Source organism: Pseudomonas ekonensis (genome assembly GCF_019145435.1).
In the GTDB taxonomy this organism is placed as follows: Bacteria; Pseudomonadota; Gammaproteobacteria; order Pseudomonadales; family Pseudomonadaceae; genus Aquipseudomonas; species Aquipseudomonas ekonensis.
This window is the reverse complement of the sequence record NZ_JAHSTS010000002.1, coordinates 1,435,142-1,450,271: the sequence shown is the minus strand read 5'-3', so window position 1 is coordinate 1,450,271 and position 15,130 is coordinate 1,435,142. Positions and strand designations below refer to the sequence as shown.

General features: G+C 65.8%; 15 protein-coding genes. 8 read left to right on the top strand and 7 right to left on the bottom strand.

Going from position 1 to position 15,130, the window contains the following annotated elements:
* Positions 1 to 9 precede the first annotated feature (9 nt).
* From KVG96_RS19715 to KVG96_RS19685, 7 genes are all read left to right on the top strand, one after another.
* Positions 10 to 1,107: an amino acid ABC transporter permease gene (locus tag KVG96_RS19715; protein WP_217893555.1), complete on the top strand. Its 1,098-nt coding sequence runs from the start codon at positions 10 to 12 to the stop codon at positions 1,105 to 1,107.
* A gap of 13 nt (positions 1,108 to 1,120) precedes the next feature.
* The gene (locus tag KVG96_RS19710; RefSeq protein WP_085578814.1) at positions 1,121 to 1,885 is read left to right on the top strand and encodes an amino acid ABC transporter ATP-binding protein; all 765 of its coding nucleotides are present in this window, start codon (positions 1,121 to 1,123) and stop codon (positions 1,883 to 1,885) included.
* Positions 1,886 to 2,234: 349 nt separating this feature from the next.
* Positions 2,235 to 2,894 carry a FadR/GntR family transcriptional regulator gene (locus KVG96_RS19705; protein WP_085631623.1) on the top strand — a complete coding sequence of 220 codons (660 nt, stop codon included), beginning with the start codon at positions 2,235 to 2,237 and terminating at the stop codon, positions 2,892 to 2,894.
* Positions 2,884 to 4,188 carry a CynX/NimT family MFS transporter gene (locus KVG96_RS19700; RefSeq protein WP_217893554.1) on the top strand — a complete coding sequence of 435 codons (1,305 nt, stop codon included), beginning with the start codon at positions 2,884 to 2,886 and terminating at the stop codon, positions 4,186 to 4,188. Before KVG96_RS19705 ends, KVG96_RS19700 begins: the two co-directional genes overlap by 11 nt.
* Before the next feature lie 154 nt (positions 4,189 to 4,342).
* Positions 4,343 to 4,813: a nuclear transport factor 2 family protein gene (locus KVG96_RS19695; protein WP_085578820.1), complete on the top strand. Its 471-nt coding sequence runs from the start codon at positions 4,343 to 4,345 to the stop codon at positions 4,811 to 4,813.
* A 41-nt stretch (positions 4,814 to 4,854) separates the two neighbouring features.
* The gene (locus tag KVG96_RS19690) at positions 4,855 to 5,157 is read left to right on the top strand and encodes a GIY-YIG nuclease family protein (protein WP_085631621.1); all 303 of its coding nucleotides are present in this window, start codon (positions 4,855 to 4,857) and stop codon (positions 5,155 to 5,157) included.
* A gap of 84 nt (positions 5,158 to 5,241) precedes the next feature.
* Positions 5,242 to 6,177 (top strand): glutathione S-transferase family protein, encoded by a 936-nt coding sequence (locus KVG96_RS19685; protein ID WP_217893553.1) that lies wholly within the window; start codon positions 5,242 to 5,244, stop codon positions 6,175 to 6,177.
* Between the two features lie 59 nt (positions 6,178 to 6,236).
* Here the strand turns inward: KVG96_RS19685 and KVG96_RS19680 are convergent, their stop codons facing one another.
* Both KVG96_RS19680 and yejK read right to left on the bottom strand, forming a co-directional pair.
* Positions 6,237 to 6,587: a glutaredoxin family protein gene (locus tag KVG96_RS19680; RefSeq protein ID WP_217893552.1), complete on the bottom strand. Its 351-nt coding sequence runs from the start codon at positions 6,585 to 6,587 to the stop codon at positions 6,237 to 6,239.
* Positions 6,587 to 7,591, bottom strand: a complete 1,005-nt coding sequence (yejK, locus tag KVG96_RS19675; RefSeq protein ID WP_085578829.1) for a nucleoid-associated protein YejK — start codon at positions 7,589 to 7,591, stop codon at positions 6,587 to 6,589. Before yejK ends, KVG96_RS19680 begins: the two co-directional genes overlap by 1 nt.
* Before the next feature lie 396 nt (positions 7,592 to 7,987).
* On the opposite strand from yejK, the gene KVG96_RS19670 reads away from it, so the two are divergent.
* Positions 7,988 to 8,269: an HU family DNA-binding protein gene (locus KVG96_RS19670; protein WP_003221909.1), complete on the top strand. Its 282-nt coding sequence runs from the start codon at positions 7,988 to 7,990 to the stop codon at positions 8,267 to 8,269.
* 70 nt (positions 8,270 to 8,339) lie between these two features.
* On the opposite strand, the gene rlmF is transcribed toward KVG96_RS19670, so the two are convergent.
* The 5 genes from rlmF to KVG96_RS19645 form a co-directional block, all read right to left on the bottom strand.
* Positions 8,340 to 9,359, bottom strand: coding sequence for a 23S rRNA (adenine(1618)-N(6))-methyltransferase RlmF (rlmF, locus tag KVG96_RS19665; protein ID WP_217893551.1), 1,020 nt, complete (start codon positions 9,357 to 9,359; stop codon positions 8,340 to 8,342).
* 244 nt (positions 9,360 to 9,603) lie between these two features.
* Entirely contained in the window at positions 9,604 to 12,450 is a 2,847-nt protein-coding gene (locus tag KVG96_RS19660) for a valine--tRNA ligase (protein ID WP_217893550.1), read from the bottom strand.
* A 151-nt stretch (positions 12,451 to 12,601) separates the two neighbouring features.
* Positions 12,602 to 13,015 carry a DNA polymerase III subunit chi gene (locus KVG96_RS19655; RefSeq protein ID WP_217893549.1) on the bottom strand — a complete coding sequence of 138 codons (414 nt, stop codon included), beginning with the start codon at positions 13,013 to 13,015 and terminating at the stop codon, positions 12,602 to 12,604.
* An 8-nt stretch (positions 13,016 to 13,023) separates the two neighbouring features.
* Positions 13,024 to 13,452 (bottom strand): DNA polymerase III subunit chi, encoded by a 429-nt coding sequence (locus KVG96_RS19650; protein WP_217893548.1) that lies wholly within the window; start codon positions 13,450 to 13,452, stop codon positions 13,024 to 13,026.
* 61 nt (positions 13,453 to 13,513) lie between these two features.
* A complete protein-coding gene (locus KVG96_RS19645; protein WP_217893547.1) occupies positions 13,514 to 15,004 on the bottom strand; it encodes a leucyl aminopeptidase in 1,491 nt (496 codons plus the stop codon).
* Between the last annotated feature and the right edge of the window lie 126 nt (positions 15,005 to 15,130).

Sequence of the window (15,130 nt, the reverse complement as noted above, 5' to 3'; positions counted from 1 at the left end):
GAAAAGCGCATGAGCACTCATACCTTCAAACCCGACATGCCCCCGCCGAGCAGCAGCATCGGCGTGGTGGCGTGGATGCGCGCCAACATGTTCTCCAGCTGGCTCAACACCCTGCTGACCCTGTTCGCGTTCTACCTGATCTACCTCGTGGTGCCGCCGCTGATCAACTGGGCGATCCTGGACGCCAACTGGGTCGGCACCACCCGCGCCGACTGCACCAAGGAAGGCGCCTGCTGGGTGTTCATCCAGCAGCGCTTCGGCCAGTTCATGTACGGCTACTACCCGGCCGAGCTGCGCTGGCGCGTGGACCTGACCGTGTGGCTGGCGGTCATCGGCGTGGCGCCGCTGTTCGTCTCGCGCTTCCCGCGCAAGGCGATCTACGGCCTGAGCTTCCTGGTCGTCTATCCGATCATCGCCTGGTGCCTGCTGCACGGCGGCGTGTTCGGCCTGACCACCGTCGCCACCAGCCAGTGGGGCGGCCTGATGCTGACCCTGGTGATCGCCACCGTCGGCATCGCCGGCGCGCTGCCGCTGGGGATCCTCCTGGCGCTGGGCCGGCGCTCCAACCTGCCGGCGATCCGCGTGGTCTGCGTGACCTTCATCGAGTTCTGGCGCGGCGTGCCGCTGATCACGGTGCTGTTCATGTCCTCGGTGATGCTGCCGCTATTCCTGCCCGAAGGCATGAACTTCGACAAGCTGCTGCGGGCGCTGATCGGCGTGATCCTGTTCCAGTCGGCCTACGTGGCCGAGGTGGTGCGGGGCGGCCTGCAGGCGATCCCCAAGGGCCAGTACGAAGCCGCGGCCGCGATGGGCCTGGGCTACTGGCGCGCGATGGGCCTGGTGATCCTGCCGCAGGCCCTGAAGCTGGTGATCCCCGGCATCGTCAACACCTTCATCGCTTTGTTCAAGGACACCAGCCTTGTGATCATCATCGGCCTCTTCGACCTGCTCAACAGCGTCAAGCAGGCCGCCGCCGATCCGAAATGGCTGGGCATGGCCACCGAAGGCTACGTGTTCGCCGCCCTGGTGTTCTGGATTTTCTGTTTTGGCATGTCGCGCTATTCCATGCATTTGGAACGCAAGCTCGACACCGGCCACAAGCGTTAGGAGTTCTGTGTAAATGAGCGAAGCAATCAAGAAGCCTGCGGGCGCCGAAGGCATCATCCAGATGCAGGGCGTGAACAAGTGGTACGGCCAGTTCCACGTGCTCAAGGACATCAACCTCAACGTGCGGCAGGGCGAGCGCATCGTGCTGTGCGGCCCGTCCGGTTCGGGCAAGTCCACCACCATCCGCTGCCTCAACCGTCTGGAGGAGCACCAGCAGGGCCGCATCGTGGTCGACGGCACGGAACTGACCAACGACCTCAAGCAGATCGAAGCGATCCGCCGCGAAGTCGGCATGGTGTTCCAGCACTTCAACCTGTTCCCGCACCTGACCATCCTGCAGAACTGCACGCTGGCGCCGATGTGGGTGCGCAAGATGCCCAAGCGCAAGGCCGAGGAAATCGCCATGCACTACCTGGAGCGCGTGCGCATTCCGGAGCAGGCGAACAAGTACCCGGGGCAGCTGTCCGGCGGCCAGCAGCAGCGTGTGGCGATCGCCCGCGCGCTGTGCATGAAACCCAAGATCATGCTGTTCGACGAGCCGACCTCGGCCCTCGACCCGGAAATGGTCAAGGAAGTGCTCGACACCATGATCGGCCTGGCCGAAGACGGCATGACCATGCTCTGCGTGACCCACGAAATGGGCTTCGCCCGCACCGTGGCCAACCGCGTGATCTTCATGGACAAGGGCGAAATCGTCGAACAGGCCGCGCCGAACGACTTCTTCGACAACCCGCAGAACGACCGCACCAAGCTGTTCCTCAGCCAGATCCTGCACTGATCGACGGCTGGCGGTGAAATGAACCCGGACGTGTTCCGGGTTTATTTTTGCCCGGTGTTTGTGGGAGCCAGCCTGCTGGCGATGGCGGTGGGGCAGGCGCCGGGGTGTCGGATAGGCCGGCCTCATCGCGGGCAAGCCCGCTCCCACAGGTTTGTTTGGTGTGCCCGGGAGCTTCATGCACCTTGAGTCCTGTGGGAGCCGGCTCGCCGGCGATGGCGTCACCCGAGGCGCCGCAGGGGGAGCGGAACACCGGTTTCGGCATCCCGTCGATTGAGGGTTGTCCTCCGGGAAACAGCTGATTACCATGTCCGGAAAATTCATCCCATGATTGGATGACAGGGCGAATTCCATGTCAGACACCTCTCCTTTGATCAAACGCTCCCTGGTCGACCAGGCCGTGGATCAGCTGCGCCAGCGCATCAACGACGGCGTGTGGACGGTAGGCCAGCGCCTGCCGACCGAACCCGAGCTGTGCGCCGAGCTGGGCATCAGCCGCAACACGGTGCGCGAAGCCATGCGCGTGCTGGCGTTCTCCGGGCTGATCGAGATCCGTCAGGGCGACGGCAGCTACCTGCGGGCGGCGGTCGATCCGCTGGACGCGCTCAAGGCGCTGTCGCGCTGCTCCCTGGACCAGGCCCGGGAAACCCGGCACATCCTGGAAGTCGAGGCCATCGGCCTGGCGGCGCTGCGCCGCACCGACGAAGACCTGGCGGCATTGCGCGAGGCGCTCGGCGTCAGCGGCTGCCACTACCACGGCGACCTGGACACCTACATCGCCTGCGACCTGGTGTTCCACCGCCGCCTGGTGGACGCCGCGCACAACCCCACCCTCAGCGAGCTGTACCGCTATTTCTCCAGCATCGTCGGCGCGCAGCTGCGCCAGACCCTGAACATCGTCCCGCGCCGCCAGGAAGTGTTCGACCTGCACATCGCCTTGCTCGATGCCGTCGAACAGCGCGACCCGGAACGGGCCAAAGCCTTGTCGAGGCAGTTGATCAATGAACCTTGAAACCGAGAAGTCCATGTCGCGCAGCGAGTTGTCCACACCCTCCAAACGCACGGCCGAGCTCGAAGAGCTGTTGATCGACGCCGAAGCCGACGACGCGCAGGTGCAGCAGAGCCACCCGGCGGTGCGCCGTCCGTGGCTGTTGCTGCTGGGGCTGATCCTGGTGGCGCTGAACCTGCGCCCGGCGCTGTCGAGCATGGCGCCACTGCTGGGTGAGGTGTCGAAAAGCCTCGGCCTGTCGGCGGCCCAGGCCGGGCTGCTGACCACCTTGCCGGTGCTTTGCCTGGGGCTGTTCGCCCCGTTGGCGCCGGTGCTGGCCCGACGGTTCGGCGCCGAGCGGGTGGTGCTGGGGATCCTGCTGACCCTGGCCTGCGGCATCATCCTGCGGAGCAACTTCGGTTCGATCGGCCTGTTCACCGGCAGCGTGCTGGGCGGCGCCAGCATCGGCATCATCGGCGTGCTGCTGCCGGGCATCGTCAAGCGCGACTTCGCCCGCCACGCCGGCACCATGACCGGCGTGTACACCATGGCGTTGTGCCTGGGGGCGGCGATGGCGGCGGGCTCGACCGTGCCGCTGAGCCAGCACTTCGGCGACAGCTGGGCCCTGGGGCTGGGCGTCTGGGTGGTGCCGGCGCTGGCGGCGGCGCTGTTCTGGCTGCCGCAGGTGGGGCAGAAGCAGGGGGCGCACCACGTCGCCTACCGGGTGCGCGGCCTGCTGCGCGATCCGCTGGCCTGGCAAGTGACCCTGTACATGGGCCTGCAATCGTCGCTGGCCTACATCGTGTTCGGCTGGCTGCCGTCGATCCTGATCGGCCGCGGCCTGACACCGACCCAGGCCGGCCTGGTGCTGTCCGGTTCGGTGATCATCCAGCTCGCCAGCTCCCTGGCCGCGCCGTGGCTGGCCACCCGCGGCAAGGATCAGCGCCTGGCGATCGTGGTGGTGATGGCGCTGACCCTCGGCGGCCTGTTCGGCTGCCTCTATGCGCCGATCGAAGGCCTGTGGGGCTGGGCGATCCTGCTGGGCCTGGGGCAGGGCGGCACGTTCAGCCTGGCGCTGACGCTGATCGTGCTGCGCTCGCGGGATTCCCACGTGGCGGCCAACCTGTCGAGCATGTCCCAGGGCTTCGGCTACACCCTGGCGTCGATGGGGCCGTTCGCGGTCGGCGTGGTGCACGACTGGACCGGTGGCTGGAACGCGGTGGGCTGGATCTTCGGCATCGTCGGCGCGGGCGCGATCCTCGCCGGCCTCGGCGCCGGCCGGGCGCTGTATGTGCAGGTGCAGAGCGAGAGGCTTTGAGCCGTTGGCCTGGTGGCGTCGTTACGGACGCCACCGCCAGCAGGCCCGCTCCCACAGGTTTTGTTTCAGGCATTCGGCGTGCGAATGCCGATAGTGTTTCGCCCGTTTGCAGATTATCGTGCTGGCATTGTGTCCCTAAGCATGGAGTTTGCCCGTGAGTGAAGCCAACAGCGCCGTGATCACCCGTTTCTACCAGGCCTTCCAGCGCCTCGACGCCGAGGCCATGGCCGCCTGCTACACCGACGACGTGGTGTTCAGCGATCCGGCCTTCGGTGAGTTGCGCGGGCGCGACGCCGGCGACATGTGGCGCATGCTCACCACCCGCGCCAAGGACTTCTCCCTGACCTTCGACAACGTCCGCGCCGACGAGCGCAGCGGCGGCGCCCACTGGGTGGCGACCTACCTGTTCAGCCAGACCGGCAACACGGTGGTCAATGACATCCAGGCGCGGTTCGTGTTCCGCGACGGCAAGATCTGCGAGCATCACGACCGTTTCGACCTGTGGCGTTGGTCGCGCCAGGCGCTGGGCTTCAAAGGCCTGCTGCTGGGCTGGACGCCGCTAGTGGCCAACGCCGTGCGCGCGCAGGCGCTCAAAGGGCTGAAGGCATTCCAGGCCGGCCGCTGATAAGATCGCGGCCTGTTTCCCACAGGCCTGCGACCACCCCCGTGACCACCTTGAGCGAAAACCCTGTCGACACCGATGCGCCTGCGGCCAAGGCCTGGTTCGTCTACCTCGTCCGCGCGGCCAACGGTTCGCTGTACTGCGGGATCAGCGACGATCCCGTGCGCCGCTTCGCCAAGCACCAGAGCGGCAAGGGCGCGCGGTTCTTCCTGTCCAGCCCGGCGATGGCGCTGGTCTACACCGAGCGCTGCCGGGACAAGGGCGATGCGCTGCGCCAGGAGCGGCTGATCAAGAAACTCAGGAAAAGCGCCAAGGAGTGTCTGGTGGCGTCTTATCAATCTGACTGATCGGTTCCCGTCGCCCGCATCCGTAGGCTGCCATCCGAATGCAGGCTAAGCTGCGGATTCACCTACTGTGCGGCGGAGCCGAGCATGTCCGAGCTGATCCTTCACCATTACCCCGCTTCTCCATTCGCCGAAAAGGCCCGGCTGCTCTTGGGTTTCAAGGGATTGTCCTGGCGTTCGGTGCACATCTCGCCAGTGATGCCCAAACCGGACCTGACCGCCCTCACCGGCGGCTACCGCAAGACGCCGGTGCTGCAGGTCGGTGCGGACGTCTATTGCGACACCGCCCTGATCGCCCGGCGCCTGGAGCAGGAAAAGGCCTTGCCGGCGTTTTTTCCCGAGGGGCAGGAAATGGTCGTCGCCGGGTTCGCCGCGTGGGCCGACTCGGTGGTGTTTGCGCACGCGGTCAGCCTGGTGTTCCAGCCGGAGTCGGTGGCGGCGCGCTTCGGCAAGTTGCCGCCGGAGGCGATCAAGGCGTTTATGGCCGACCGGGCCGGGCTGTTCAGCGGCGGCAGCGCGACGAGGCTGCCTGCCGAACAGGCCAAGCATCAGTGGCCGACCCTCATGGCGCGCCTGGAGCAGCAATTGCAGCGCGAGCAGGGTGACTTCCTGTTCGGCGAGCCGTCGGTGGCGGACTTCGCCCTGGCGCATCCGCTGTGGTTCCTCAAGGCTACGCATGTGACGGCGCCGCTGGTGGATGCTTATCCGGCGGTGGCCGCTTGGCTGGGGCGGGTGCTGGGCTTCGGCCATGGCGCGGCGAGCGAGATGAGCGCCGACGAGGCCCTGGAGGTCGCGCGCCATGCGACGCCGGCCGCGTTGCCGGACGAGGGGTTTGCCGATCCGAACGGGTTCGGCGCAGGGCAGCGGGTGGTGGTGGCGGCGACGGACTACGGTGTGGATCCGGTGGAAGGGGAGCTGGTGTTCGCCGGCCTTGAGGAGCTGATCCTGCGCCGCGAAGACGCACGGGCCGGGGTGGTGCATGTGCACTTCCCACGGCTGGGGTTCCGCATCGAGGCCCGCTGATCAACGTGTGGCGAGGGACCAAGCACCCTCGCCACAAGGGCAAAGCCGCAAGGGCAGCGCTATTTCAGGGCGGCGAGGATTTCGTCCGGGTCGAAGCCGCGGATCAGCGTGCCGTTGACGTCGATCAGCGGAATCCCGCGCCCGCCCAGGGCTTCATAGGCCTGGCGCGCTTCGGCGTCCTTCTCGATGTCGAATTCCGTGAACGCAATGCCCTTGCCGTCGAGAAAGCGCTTGGTCTGCTTGCAGTAGCCGCACCAGTCGGTGGAATAGAGCACGACCCGGGCGTTGGCGCGAACCTGCTCCGGGAGCATCTGCGACGGGTTGAACACCCGCTCGATCTTGCCCCAGTGCTGGTAGGCCACGACCACCAGCAGCACCAGCAGAACCTTCTTCAGCACGTTGCCGAGCATCAGTTGCGCCGCTTCAGCTGATCGGTGAGCGAGGTCGGCAGGCCCTTGATCACCAGGGTGCCCGCTTCTTCGTCGTACTCGATCTTGGAGCCCAGCAGGTGCGCCTCGAAGCTGATCGACAGGCCTTCGGCGCGGCCGGTGAAGCGACGGAACTGGTTGAGGGTGCGCTTGTCCGCCGGAATCTCCGGCGACAGGCCGTAGTCCTTGTTGCGGATGTGGTCGTAGAACGCTTTCGGGCGGTCTTCGTCGATCAGCTCCGACAGCTCTTCAAGGCCCACCGGCTCGCCGAGCTTGGCCTGGCTGCTGGCGTAGTCCACCAGGGCCTTGGTCTTCTCGCGGGCGGAGTCTTCGGGCAGGTCCTCGCTTTCGACGAAGTCGCTGAAAGCCTTGAGCAGGGTGCGGGTCTCGCCCGGGCCGTCGACGCCTTCCTGGCAGCCGATGAAGTCGCGGAAGTACTCCGACACCTTCTTGCCGTTCTTGCCCTTGATGAACGAGATGTACTGCTTGGACTGCTTGTTGTTCTGCCACTCGGAGACGTTGATCCGCGCCGCCAGGTGCAACTGGCCCAGGTCGAGGTGGCGCGACGGGGTCACGTCCAGCTCGTCGGTCACCGCCACGCCTTCGCTGTGGTGCAGCAGGGCGATGGCCAGGTAGTCGGTCATGCCTTGCTGGTAGTGGGCGAACAGCACGTGGCCGCCCACCGACAGGTTGGACTCTTCCATCAGCTTCTGCAGGTGCTCCACCGCCACCCGGCTGAACGCGGTGAAGTCCTGGCCGCCGTCGAGGTACTCCTTCAGCCAGCCGCTGAACGGAAATGCGCCGGACTCCGGATGGAACAGACCCCAGGCCTTGCCTTGCTTGGCGTTGTAGCTTTCGTTGAGGTCGGCGAGCATGTTCTCGATGGCCGCCGACTCCGCCAGTTCGGAGTCGCGGGCATGCAGGACCGCGGGGGTGCCGTCGGGTTTTTTGTCGATCAGGTGGACGATGCAGTGACGGATCGGCATGGGCTTCTCGGCTGTTGGAGGGGAGGCGGGCGGGCACCCCCGAAAAAGCGCCCAGTGTACCCCAACCGCCGCTTTTGGCGCGGGGTGCAGGGCAAAACCGGGCCATCGGACGGCCCTTATGCATTTTTTTACCGATTTAGCGCAATAAACCTGACCATTTGGCTAGCTAGAGGCGGATATTTCCTTGTCTCTGTGCTAGTTTTGCCCGGTCTTTCGCGAAGTCACCGCGACAAGCATGCATTCAGCTTTTGTCAGGTCGAACCAAACCTTGATTTCGGCATCTATAACCCCGACTCGTCGTGGTTATCGCCGAGGGTGCCGGATCCAGAAGATCGGGCTCGATGGCTGACACTGCACTCTGCAATCCATATGAATTTGATAGGGAAGGAACACCAAATGGCTCTTACTAAAGACCAACTGATCGCCGACATCGCCGAAGCTATCGACGCGCCGAAAACCACCGCGCGTAACGCTCTGGACCAACTGGGCCAAATCGTTGCCGATCAGCTGGAAAACGGCGGCGAAATCACCTTGCCAGGCATCGGCAAGCTGAAAGTGACCGAGCGTCCTGCCCGTACCGGCCGTAACCCGTCGACTGGCGCAGCCATCGAAATCCCTGCCAAGAAAGTGATCAAGCTGGTTGTGGCCAAAGGCCTGACCGACGCTGTGAACAAGTAAGACGCAGCGATAAAAAAACCGTGCGCCGGAGCGATCCGGGCACGGTTTTTTTGTGGGCGGCCCAAAAGCGCTAGTGCGCCGGGGCCTGGCTCCAGCGCGCCCGGCGCCAGGCCTGGTGCTGCTCCTGGGTCAGGAACGTCCAGGCGACGAAGCGGCTCTGCTTCTGGCCCTGGCCCATCTCCACCACCCGGCTTTGCAGGGCGCCGGCCTTGTTCAGCGCCGCCTGGACCGCCGGCAGGTTCGACGCCTTCGACACCAGCGTGCTGAACCACAAGACCTGCTGCGCCACCTGGGCGCTCTCGCTGACCAGTTGGGTGACGAAGCGTGCCTCGCCGCCCTCGCACCACAGTTCCGCCGCCTGGCCGCCGAAGTTCAGCACCGGCAGTTTGCGCTTCGGATCGGCCTTGCCCAGCGCCCGCCATTTGCGCGAGCTGCCGCGGGTGGCCTCCTCGATGGACGCGTGGAAGGGCGGGTTGCACATCGTCAGCTCGAAGCGCTCGTCGGCCGCCAGCAGGCCCGTCAGGATGTGCTTTGGGTTGGCCTGCGGGCGGACCTGGATCGCCTTGGTCAGGCCGTTGGCCTGGATGATCGCCCTGGCGGCGCCGAGGGCGGTGGCGTTGATGTCCGAGCCGGTGAAGTGCCAGCGATAGTCGCTGTGGCCGATCAGCGGATAGATGCAGTTGGCGCCCACGCCCACGTCCAGCACCTTGACCGATGCGCCGCGGGGGATCGTGCCGTCATTGCCCTCGGCCAGCAGGTCGGCGAGGAAATGCACGTAGTCGGCGCGCCCCGGCACCGGCGGGCAGAGGAAGTCGGCGGGAATGTCCCAATGGGCGATGCCGTAGAACGCCTTGAGCAACGCCCGGTTGAACACCCGCACCGCGTCGGGGCTGGCGAAGTCGATGCTTTCCTTGCCGTACGGGTTGATGATCACGAACTTCGCCAGCTCCGGCGTGCTTTTGATCAGCGCCGGGAAGTCGTATCGGCCCTGATGGCGGTTGCGCGGGTGCAGGCTGGCCTTTTCCTTGGGCGCGGCGGGGGTGGGCTGGGGTTTCTTGCGCGCAGGCTTGGGCGTTCGTGGGGCGGTCATGAGCGTGATCGATTCGGGCAGGGCTGAAAGTGGCAGGCATTGTCCCATATCTGCGTTGCTTTGACTGACGCCATCGCCGGCAGGCCGGCTCCCGCCGTTTGGGATGCACCGCAGAACCCATGCGCAAGCCAGCCTGCTGGCGATGGCGTCAATGCGGGCGGCGCAGGGCGGGGGCACCCGCAAAATGCGCAGGCATGAAAAAGGGAGGCCGTTGCGGGCCTCCCTCGTTCGGTGCGGTGCGCCGTTACAGGCTGGCGATCCGCGCGTGCTGCTCGGCCAGCTTGCCCAGGGCCTGTTCGGCCTCGGCCAGTTTGGCGCGTTCCTTCTCGATGACTTCGGCCGGGGCCTTGTCGACGAAACCGGCGTTGGACAGCTTGCCGCCCACGCGCTGGACTTCGCCTTGCAGGCGCAGGATTTCCTTGTCCAGGCGCGCCAGTTCAGCGTCCTTGTCGATCAGGCCGGCCATCGGCACCAGCACTTCCATCTCGCCGACCAGGGCGGTGGCGGACAGCGGCGCCTCTTCGCCTTCGGCCAGCACGGTGATCGATTCCAGGCGCGCCAGCTTCTTGAGCAGCGCTTCGTTCTCGATCAGGCGGCGCTGGTCTTCGGCGCTGACGTTCTTCAGGTAGATCGGCAGCGGCTTGCCCGGGCCGATGTTCATTTCGCCGCGGATATTGCGGGTGCCGAGCATCAGGCCCTTGAGCCATTCGATGTCGTCTTCGGCCGCCGCATCGATGCGCGCTTCGTTGGCCACCGGCCAGGCCTGCAGCATGATGGTCTTGCCCTGGATGCCCGCCAGCGGCGCGATGCGCTGCCAGATCTCTTCGGTGATGAACGGCATGAACGGGTGGGCCAGGCGCAGGGCCACTTCCAGCACGCGCACCAATGTGCGGCGGGTGCCGCGCTGGCGCTCGACCGGCGCGTTCTCGTCCCACAGTACAGGCTTGGACAGCTCCAGGTACCAGTCGCAGTACTGGTTCCAGATGAACTCGTACAGCGCTTGCGCCGCGAGGTCGAAACGGAACTGGTCCAGCTGGCGGGTCACTTCGGCTTCGGTGCGCTGCAGCTGCGAGATGATCCAGCGGTCGGCCAGCGACAGCTCGTAGGCTTCGCCGTTCTGGCCGCAGTCTTCGCCCTTGTCCAGGACGTAGCGCGCCGCGTTCCAGATCTTGTTGCAGAAGTTGCGGTAGCCTTCGACGCGGCCCATGTCGAACTTGATGTCGCGGCCGGTGGAGGCCAGCGAGCAGAAGGTGAAGCGCAGGGCGTCGGTGCCGTAGCTGGCGATGCCGTCGGCGAACTCGTCGCGGGTCTGCTTCTCGATCTTCTTGGCCAGCTTGGGCTGCATCATGCCGGAGGTGCGCTTCTGCACCAGGGCTTCGAGCTCGATGCCGTCGATGATGTCCAAAGGATCCAGGACGTTGCCCTTGGACTTGGACATCTTCTGGCCCTGGCCGTCACGCACCAGGCCGTGCACGTACACGGTCTTGAACGGAACCTGCGGCGTGCCGTCCTCGTTCTTGATCAGGTGCATCGTCAGCATGATCATCCGGGCGACCCAGAAAAAAATGATGTCGAAGCCGGTGACCAGCACGTCGGTGGAGTGGAATTTCTTCAGGAACTCGGTCTTCTCCGGCCAGCCCAGGGTGGAGAACGTCCACAGGCCCGAGCTGAACCAGGTGTCCAGCACGTCGTTGTCCTGCTGCAGCGCGACGTCGGCGCCCAGGTTGTGCTTGGCGCGGATCTCGGCTTCGTCGCGGCCCACGTAGACCTTGCCCGACTCGTCGTACCAGGCCGGGATCCGGTGGCCCCACCACAGCTGACGGCTGATGCACCAGTCCTGGATGTCGCGCATCCACGAGAAGTACATGTTTTCGTACTGCTTGGGCACGAACTGGATGCGGCCGTCTTCCACGGCGGCGATCGCAGGCTCGGCCAGAGGCTTGGTGGAGACGTACCACTGGTCGGTCAGCCACGGCTCGATGACGGTGCCGGAGCGGTCGCCCTTCGGCACTTTCAGGTTGTGGTCGTCGACGCTGACCAGCAGGCCGGCGGCGTCGAACGCGGCGACGATCTGCTTGCGCGCCTCGAAGCGCTCCAGGCCCGCGTATTCGGCCGGGATCTTGCCGTCGATGGTCTCGTTCAGGGTGCCGTCGAGGTTGAACGCCTGGGCTGCCGGCAGCACGTGGGCGTTCTTGTCGAAGATGTTGAGCAGCGGCAGGTTGTGGCGCTTGCCGACTTCGTAGTCGTTGAAGTCGTGGGCCGGGGTGATCTTCACGCAGCCGGTGCCGAACTCGGGGTCGCAGTAGTCGTCGGCGATGATCGGGATGCGGCGGCCGACCAGCGGCAGCTCGACGAACTTGCCGATCAGGGCCTTGTAGCGCTCGTCGTTCGGGTTCACGGCCACGGCGGAGTCGCCGAGCATGGTTTCCGGACGGGTGGTGGCGACGATCAGGAAACCGTTGCCTTCAGCGGTCTTCGCGCCGTCGGCCAGCGGGTACTTCAGGTTCCACAGGAAGCCTTTCTCGTCGTGGTTCTCCACTTCGAGGTCGGAGATCGCCGTGTGCAGCTTGGTGTCCCAGTTGACCAGGCGCTTGCCGCGGTAGATCAGGCCGTCTTCGTGCAGGCGCACGAACGCTTCCTTGACCGCTTCGGAGAGACCGTCGTCCATGGTGAAGCGCTCGCGGCTCCAGTCCACGGACGAGCCCAGGCGGCGGATCTGCCGGCTGATGTTGCCGCCGGACTGTTCCTTCCATTCCCAGACCTTCTCCAGGAATTTCTCGCGGCCCAGGTCGTGGCGGTTCTGGCCGGTGGCCTCGAGCTGGCGCTCCACCAGCATCTGGGTGGCGATGCCGGCGTGGTCGGTGCCCGGCTGCCACAGGGTGTTGCGGCCCTGCATGCGGCGGAAACGGATCAGGGCGTCCATGATCGCGTTGTTGAAGCCATGGCCCATGTGCAGGCTGCCGGTGACGTTCGGCGGCGGGATCATGATGGTGTAGGAGTCGCCCGCGCCTTGCGGGGCGAAGTAGTTCTCGGACTCCCAGGTGTTGTACCAGGAAGTTTCAATGGCGTGCGGCTGGTAGGTCTTATCCATGCGCGGCGGGACCCTATTGGCATTTATTCAGGAAAAGCCGGGAAGTATAGCGGGGGGGGCAGCGGCAAGCTACAAGCTGCGAGCCGCAAGCTAATGTCTGTGGACTTCGCGCAACTGTGGGTTCAGAAGGTATCCGGCTTTGGCTCGCTGCTTAGAGCTTGCCGCTCGACGCTGCGGCGACCAGCCGTTCCATCCGCGCCTCGAGGCGGCGCTTGATCTCGGTTTCGATGTGCGGGGCGAAGTCGTCGATCACGTCTTGCATGATCAGCTGCGCGGCGGCGCGCAGTTCGCTGTCCAGGTGCAGCAGGGCGTCCGGGCCCTTGGCGGCCGGTGCGGGTGCGGCAGGCGCCGGGGCTGGAGCCGGCGTTGGGGCGGCGTGCGGCTCGATGGCTTCAGGGCCAGGGCCCACGGCCTCGAACAGCATCGGAATCTGTTCCTGTGCGCCTTCGGTGACCGTCTCGGTCAGCAGCGGCGGCTGCAGGTTGTCGTCGCCGAGCAATTGACGGATCGACTCCAGGTCGTCCAGCAGGTGCGCAGGCTTTTGCAGCGGTTTTGGAGTGTCCATCGGCGTACTCAGAGTCGCTGTAAACGGTGGTCTTGCAGAGGATAGCCCTGTTCGCGGTAGAAGCGGAAACTCTCCCGCGCGGCCTGACGGATCGCCGGATCCTCCACCACCACTTCCGCCACCCGGGCGAACCGGCCGGCGAAGGGCGGGACTTTCAGGTCGAGGTTGACGAGCAAGTCCTGGTGCTGGCCGCAGTCGTCGCCCAGCCCCAGCACGATCGCACCGTCCGGCTCGCTGTCGGCGGGGCCGTGGGGCACGAAGGCTTCGCCCTTGAACGCCCACAGGCGCGCGTCGAGGTCATCGCGCTGGGCGGCATCGCTGCAATGCAGGTAAATGCGGTGACCCATGCGCCAGGCCTTTTCGCTGAGCTTGCAGGCGAAGTCCAGGCGGGCCGAGGGATCGGCGCTGGGCAGGATGTAGAAGTCGACTTTGGTCATTGCGGTTCCTGAGCGCAAGGCGGCGCCCCCGGAGCAGGGGCGCCGCCTTGCGTCATCGGTTTCAGGCCTTGGCGCGGTCCAGCAGGTACTGGGTCAGCAGTGGCACCGGACGGCCGGTGGCGCCTTTGTCCTTGCCGCCGCTGGTCCAGGCGGTGCCGGCGATGTCCAGGTGCGCCCAGTTCAGGTTCTTGGTGAAGCGCGACAGGAAGCACGCGGCGGTGATGGTGCCGGCCTTCGGCCCGCCGATGTTGGCGATGTCGGCGAACGGGCTGTCCAGCTGCTCCTGGTACTCGTCGAACAGCGGCAGTTGCCAGGCGCGGTCGTCGGCGGCCTGACCGGCGCTCAGCAGTTGCCCGATCAGCTCGTCGTTGTTGCCCAGGAGGCCCGAGGTGTGGGCGCCGAGGGCGACCACGCAGGCGCCGGTCAGGGTGGCGATGTCGATCACCGCCTGCGGCTTGAAGCGCTCGGCGTAGGTGAGGGCGTCGCACAGCACCAGGCGGCCTTCGGCGTCGGTGTTGAGGATCTCCACGGTCTGGCCGCTCATGGTGGTGACGATGTCGCCCGGACGCGAGGCGGTGCCGCTCGGCATGTTTTCGGCGCAGGCCAGGATGCACACCAGGTTGATCGGCAGCTTGAGCTCAAGCACGGCGCGCAGGGTGCCGAACACGCTGGCGGCGCCGCCCATGTCGAATTTCATCTCGTCCATGCCGGCGCCCGGCTTCAGGCTGATGCCGCCGGTGTCGAAGGTGATGCCCTTGCCCACCAGCGCATACGGCTTCTCGGATTTCTTGCCGCCGTTGTACTGCATGACGATCAGGCGCGGCGGCTGGGCGCTGCCCTGGCCGACGGCGTAGAACGAGCCCATGCCCAGCGCCTTGATCTTCTTCTCGTCGAGGACTTCGACCTTCAGGTCCTTGAACTCCTTGCCCAGGCTCTTGGCCTGCTCGCCCATGTACACCGGGTGGCAGACGTTCGGCGGCAGGTTGCCCAGGGTGCGGGTGAACGCCATGCCGTTGGCGATGGCGGTGGCGTGGGTCACGGCGCGCTGCACTTCGGCCTGGGCGGCCTTGATGGTCAGCAGGGTGATCTTCTTCAGGGCGCGCGGCTCGGCCTTCTGGCTCTTGAACTGGTCGAAGGTGTAGCCGCCGTCGATCAGGGTCTCGGCCAGCAGGCGGGTCTTGCCGTAGCTGTCGCGGCCCTTGACGATGATTTCGTCCAGCGCCAGCGCGGCGTCGCCGCCGCCCAGGCCCTTGAGGGTGTTGAGGATGCCGGCGACGGTCTTGCGGAACGGCCGGTCGCCCAGTTCTTCGTCCTTGCCCACGCCCACCAGCAGCACGCGCTCGGCCTTCAGGTTCGGCAGGCTGTGCAGCAGCAGGCTCTGGCCGACCTTGCCGGCCAGGTCGCCGCGCTTGAGGACGGCGCTGATGGCGCCGCCGCTCAGTTCGTCGACCTGTCTGGCCGCGACGCCGAGTTTGCGGCCTTCGCCGACGGCAACCACCAGGGTGGCGGTTTTCAACGTTTCCGGGCTAACGCTTTTTACAACCAGTTCCATGTCTGGATCCCTGAATGAATGGTCAACATGCAGGCGTCCGGCAATGTCCGCAGCCGCCTGCCTTTCGGATAGAAAGGGCGCAGGCCTGTGCCTGCGGCGAAGGCGGCAGTTTGAACCTCGCTCCCT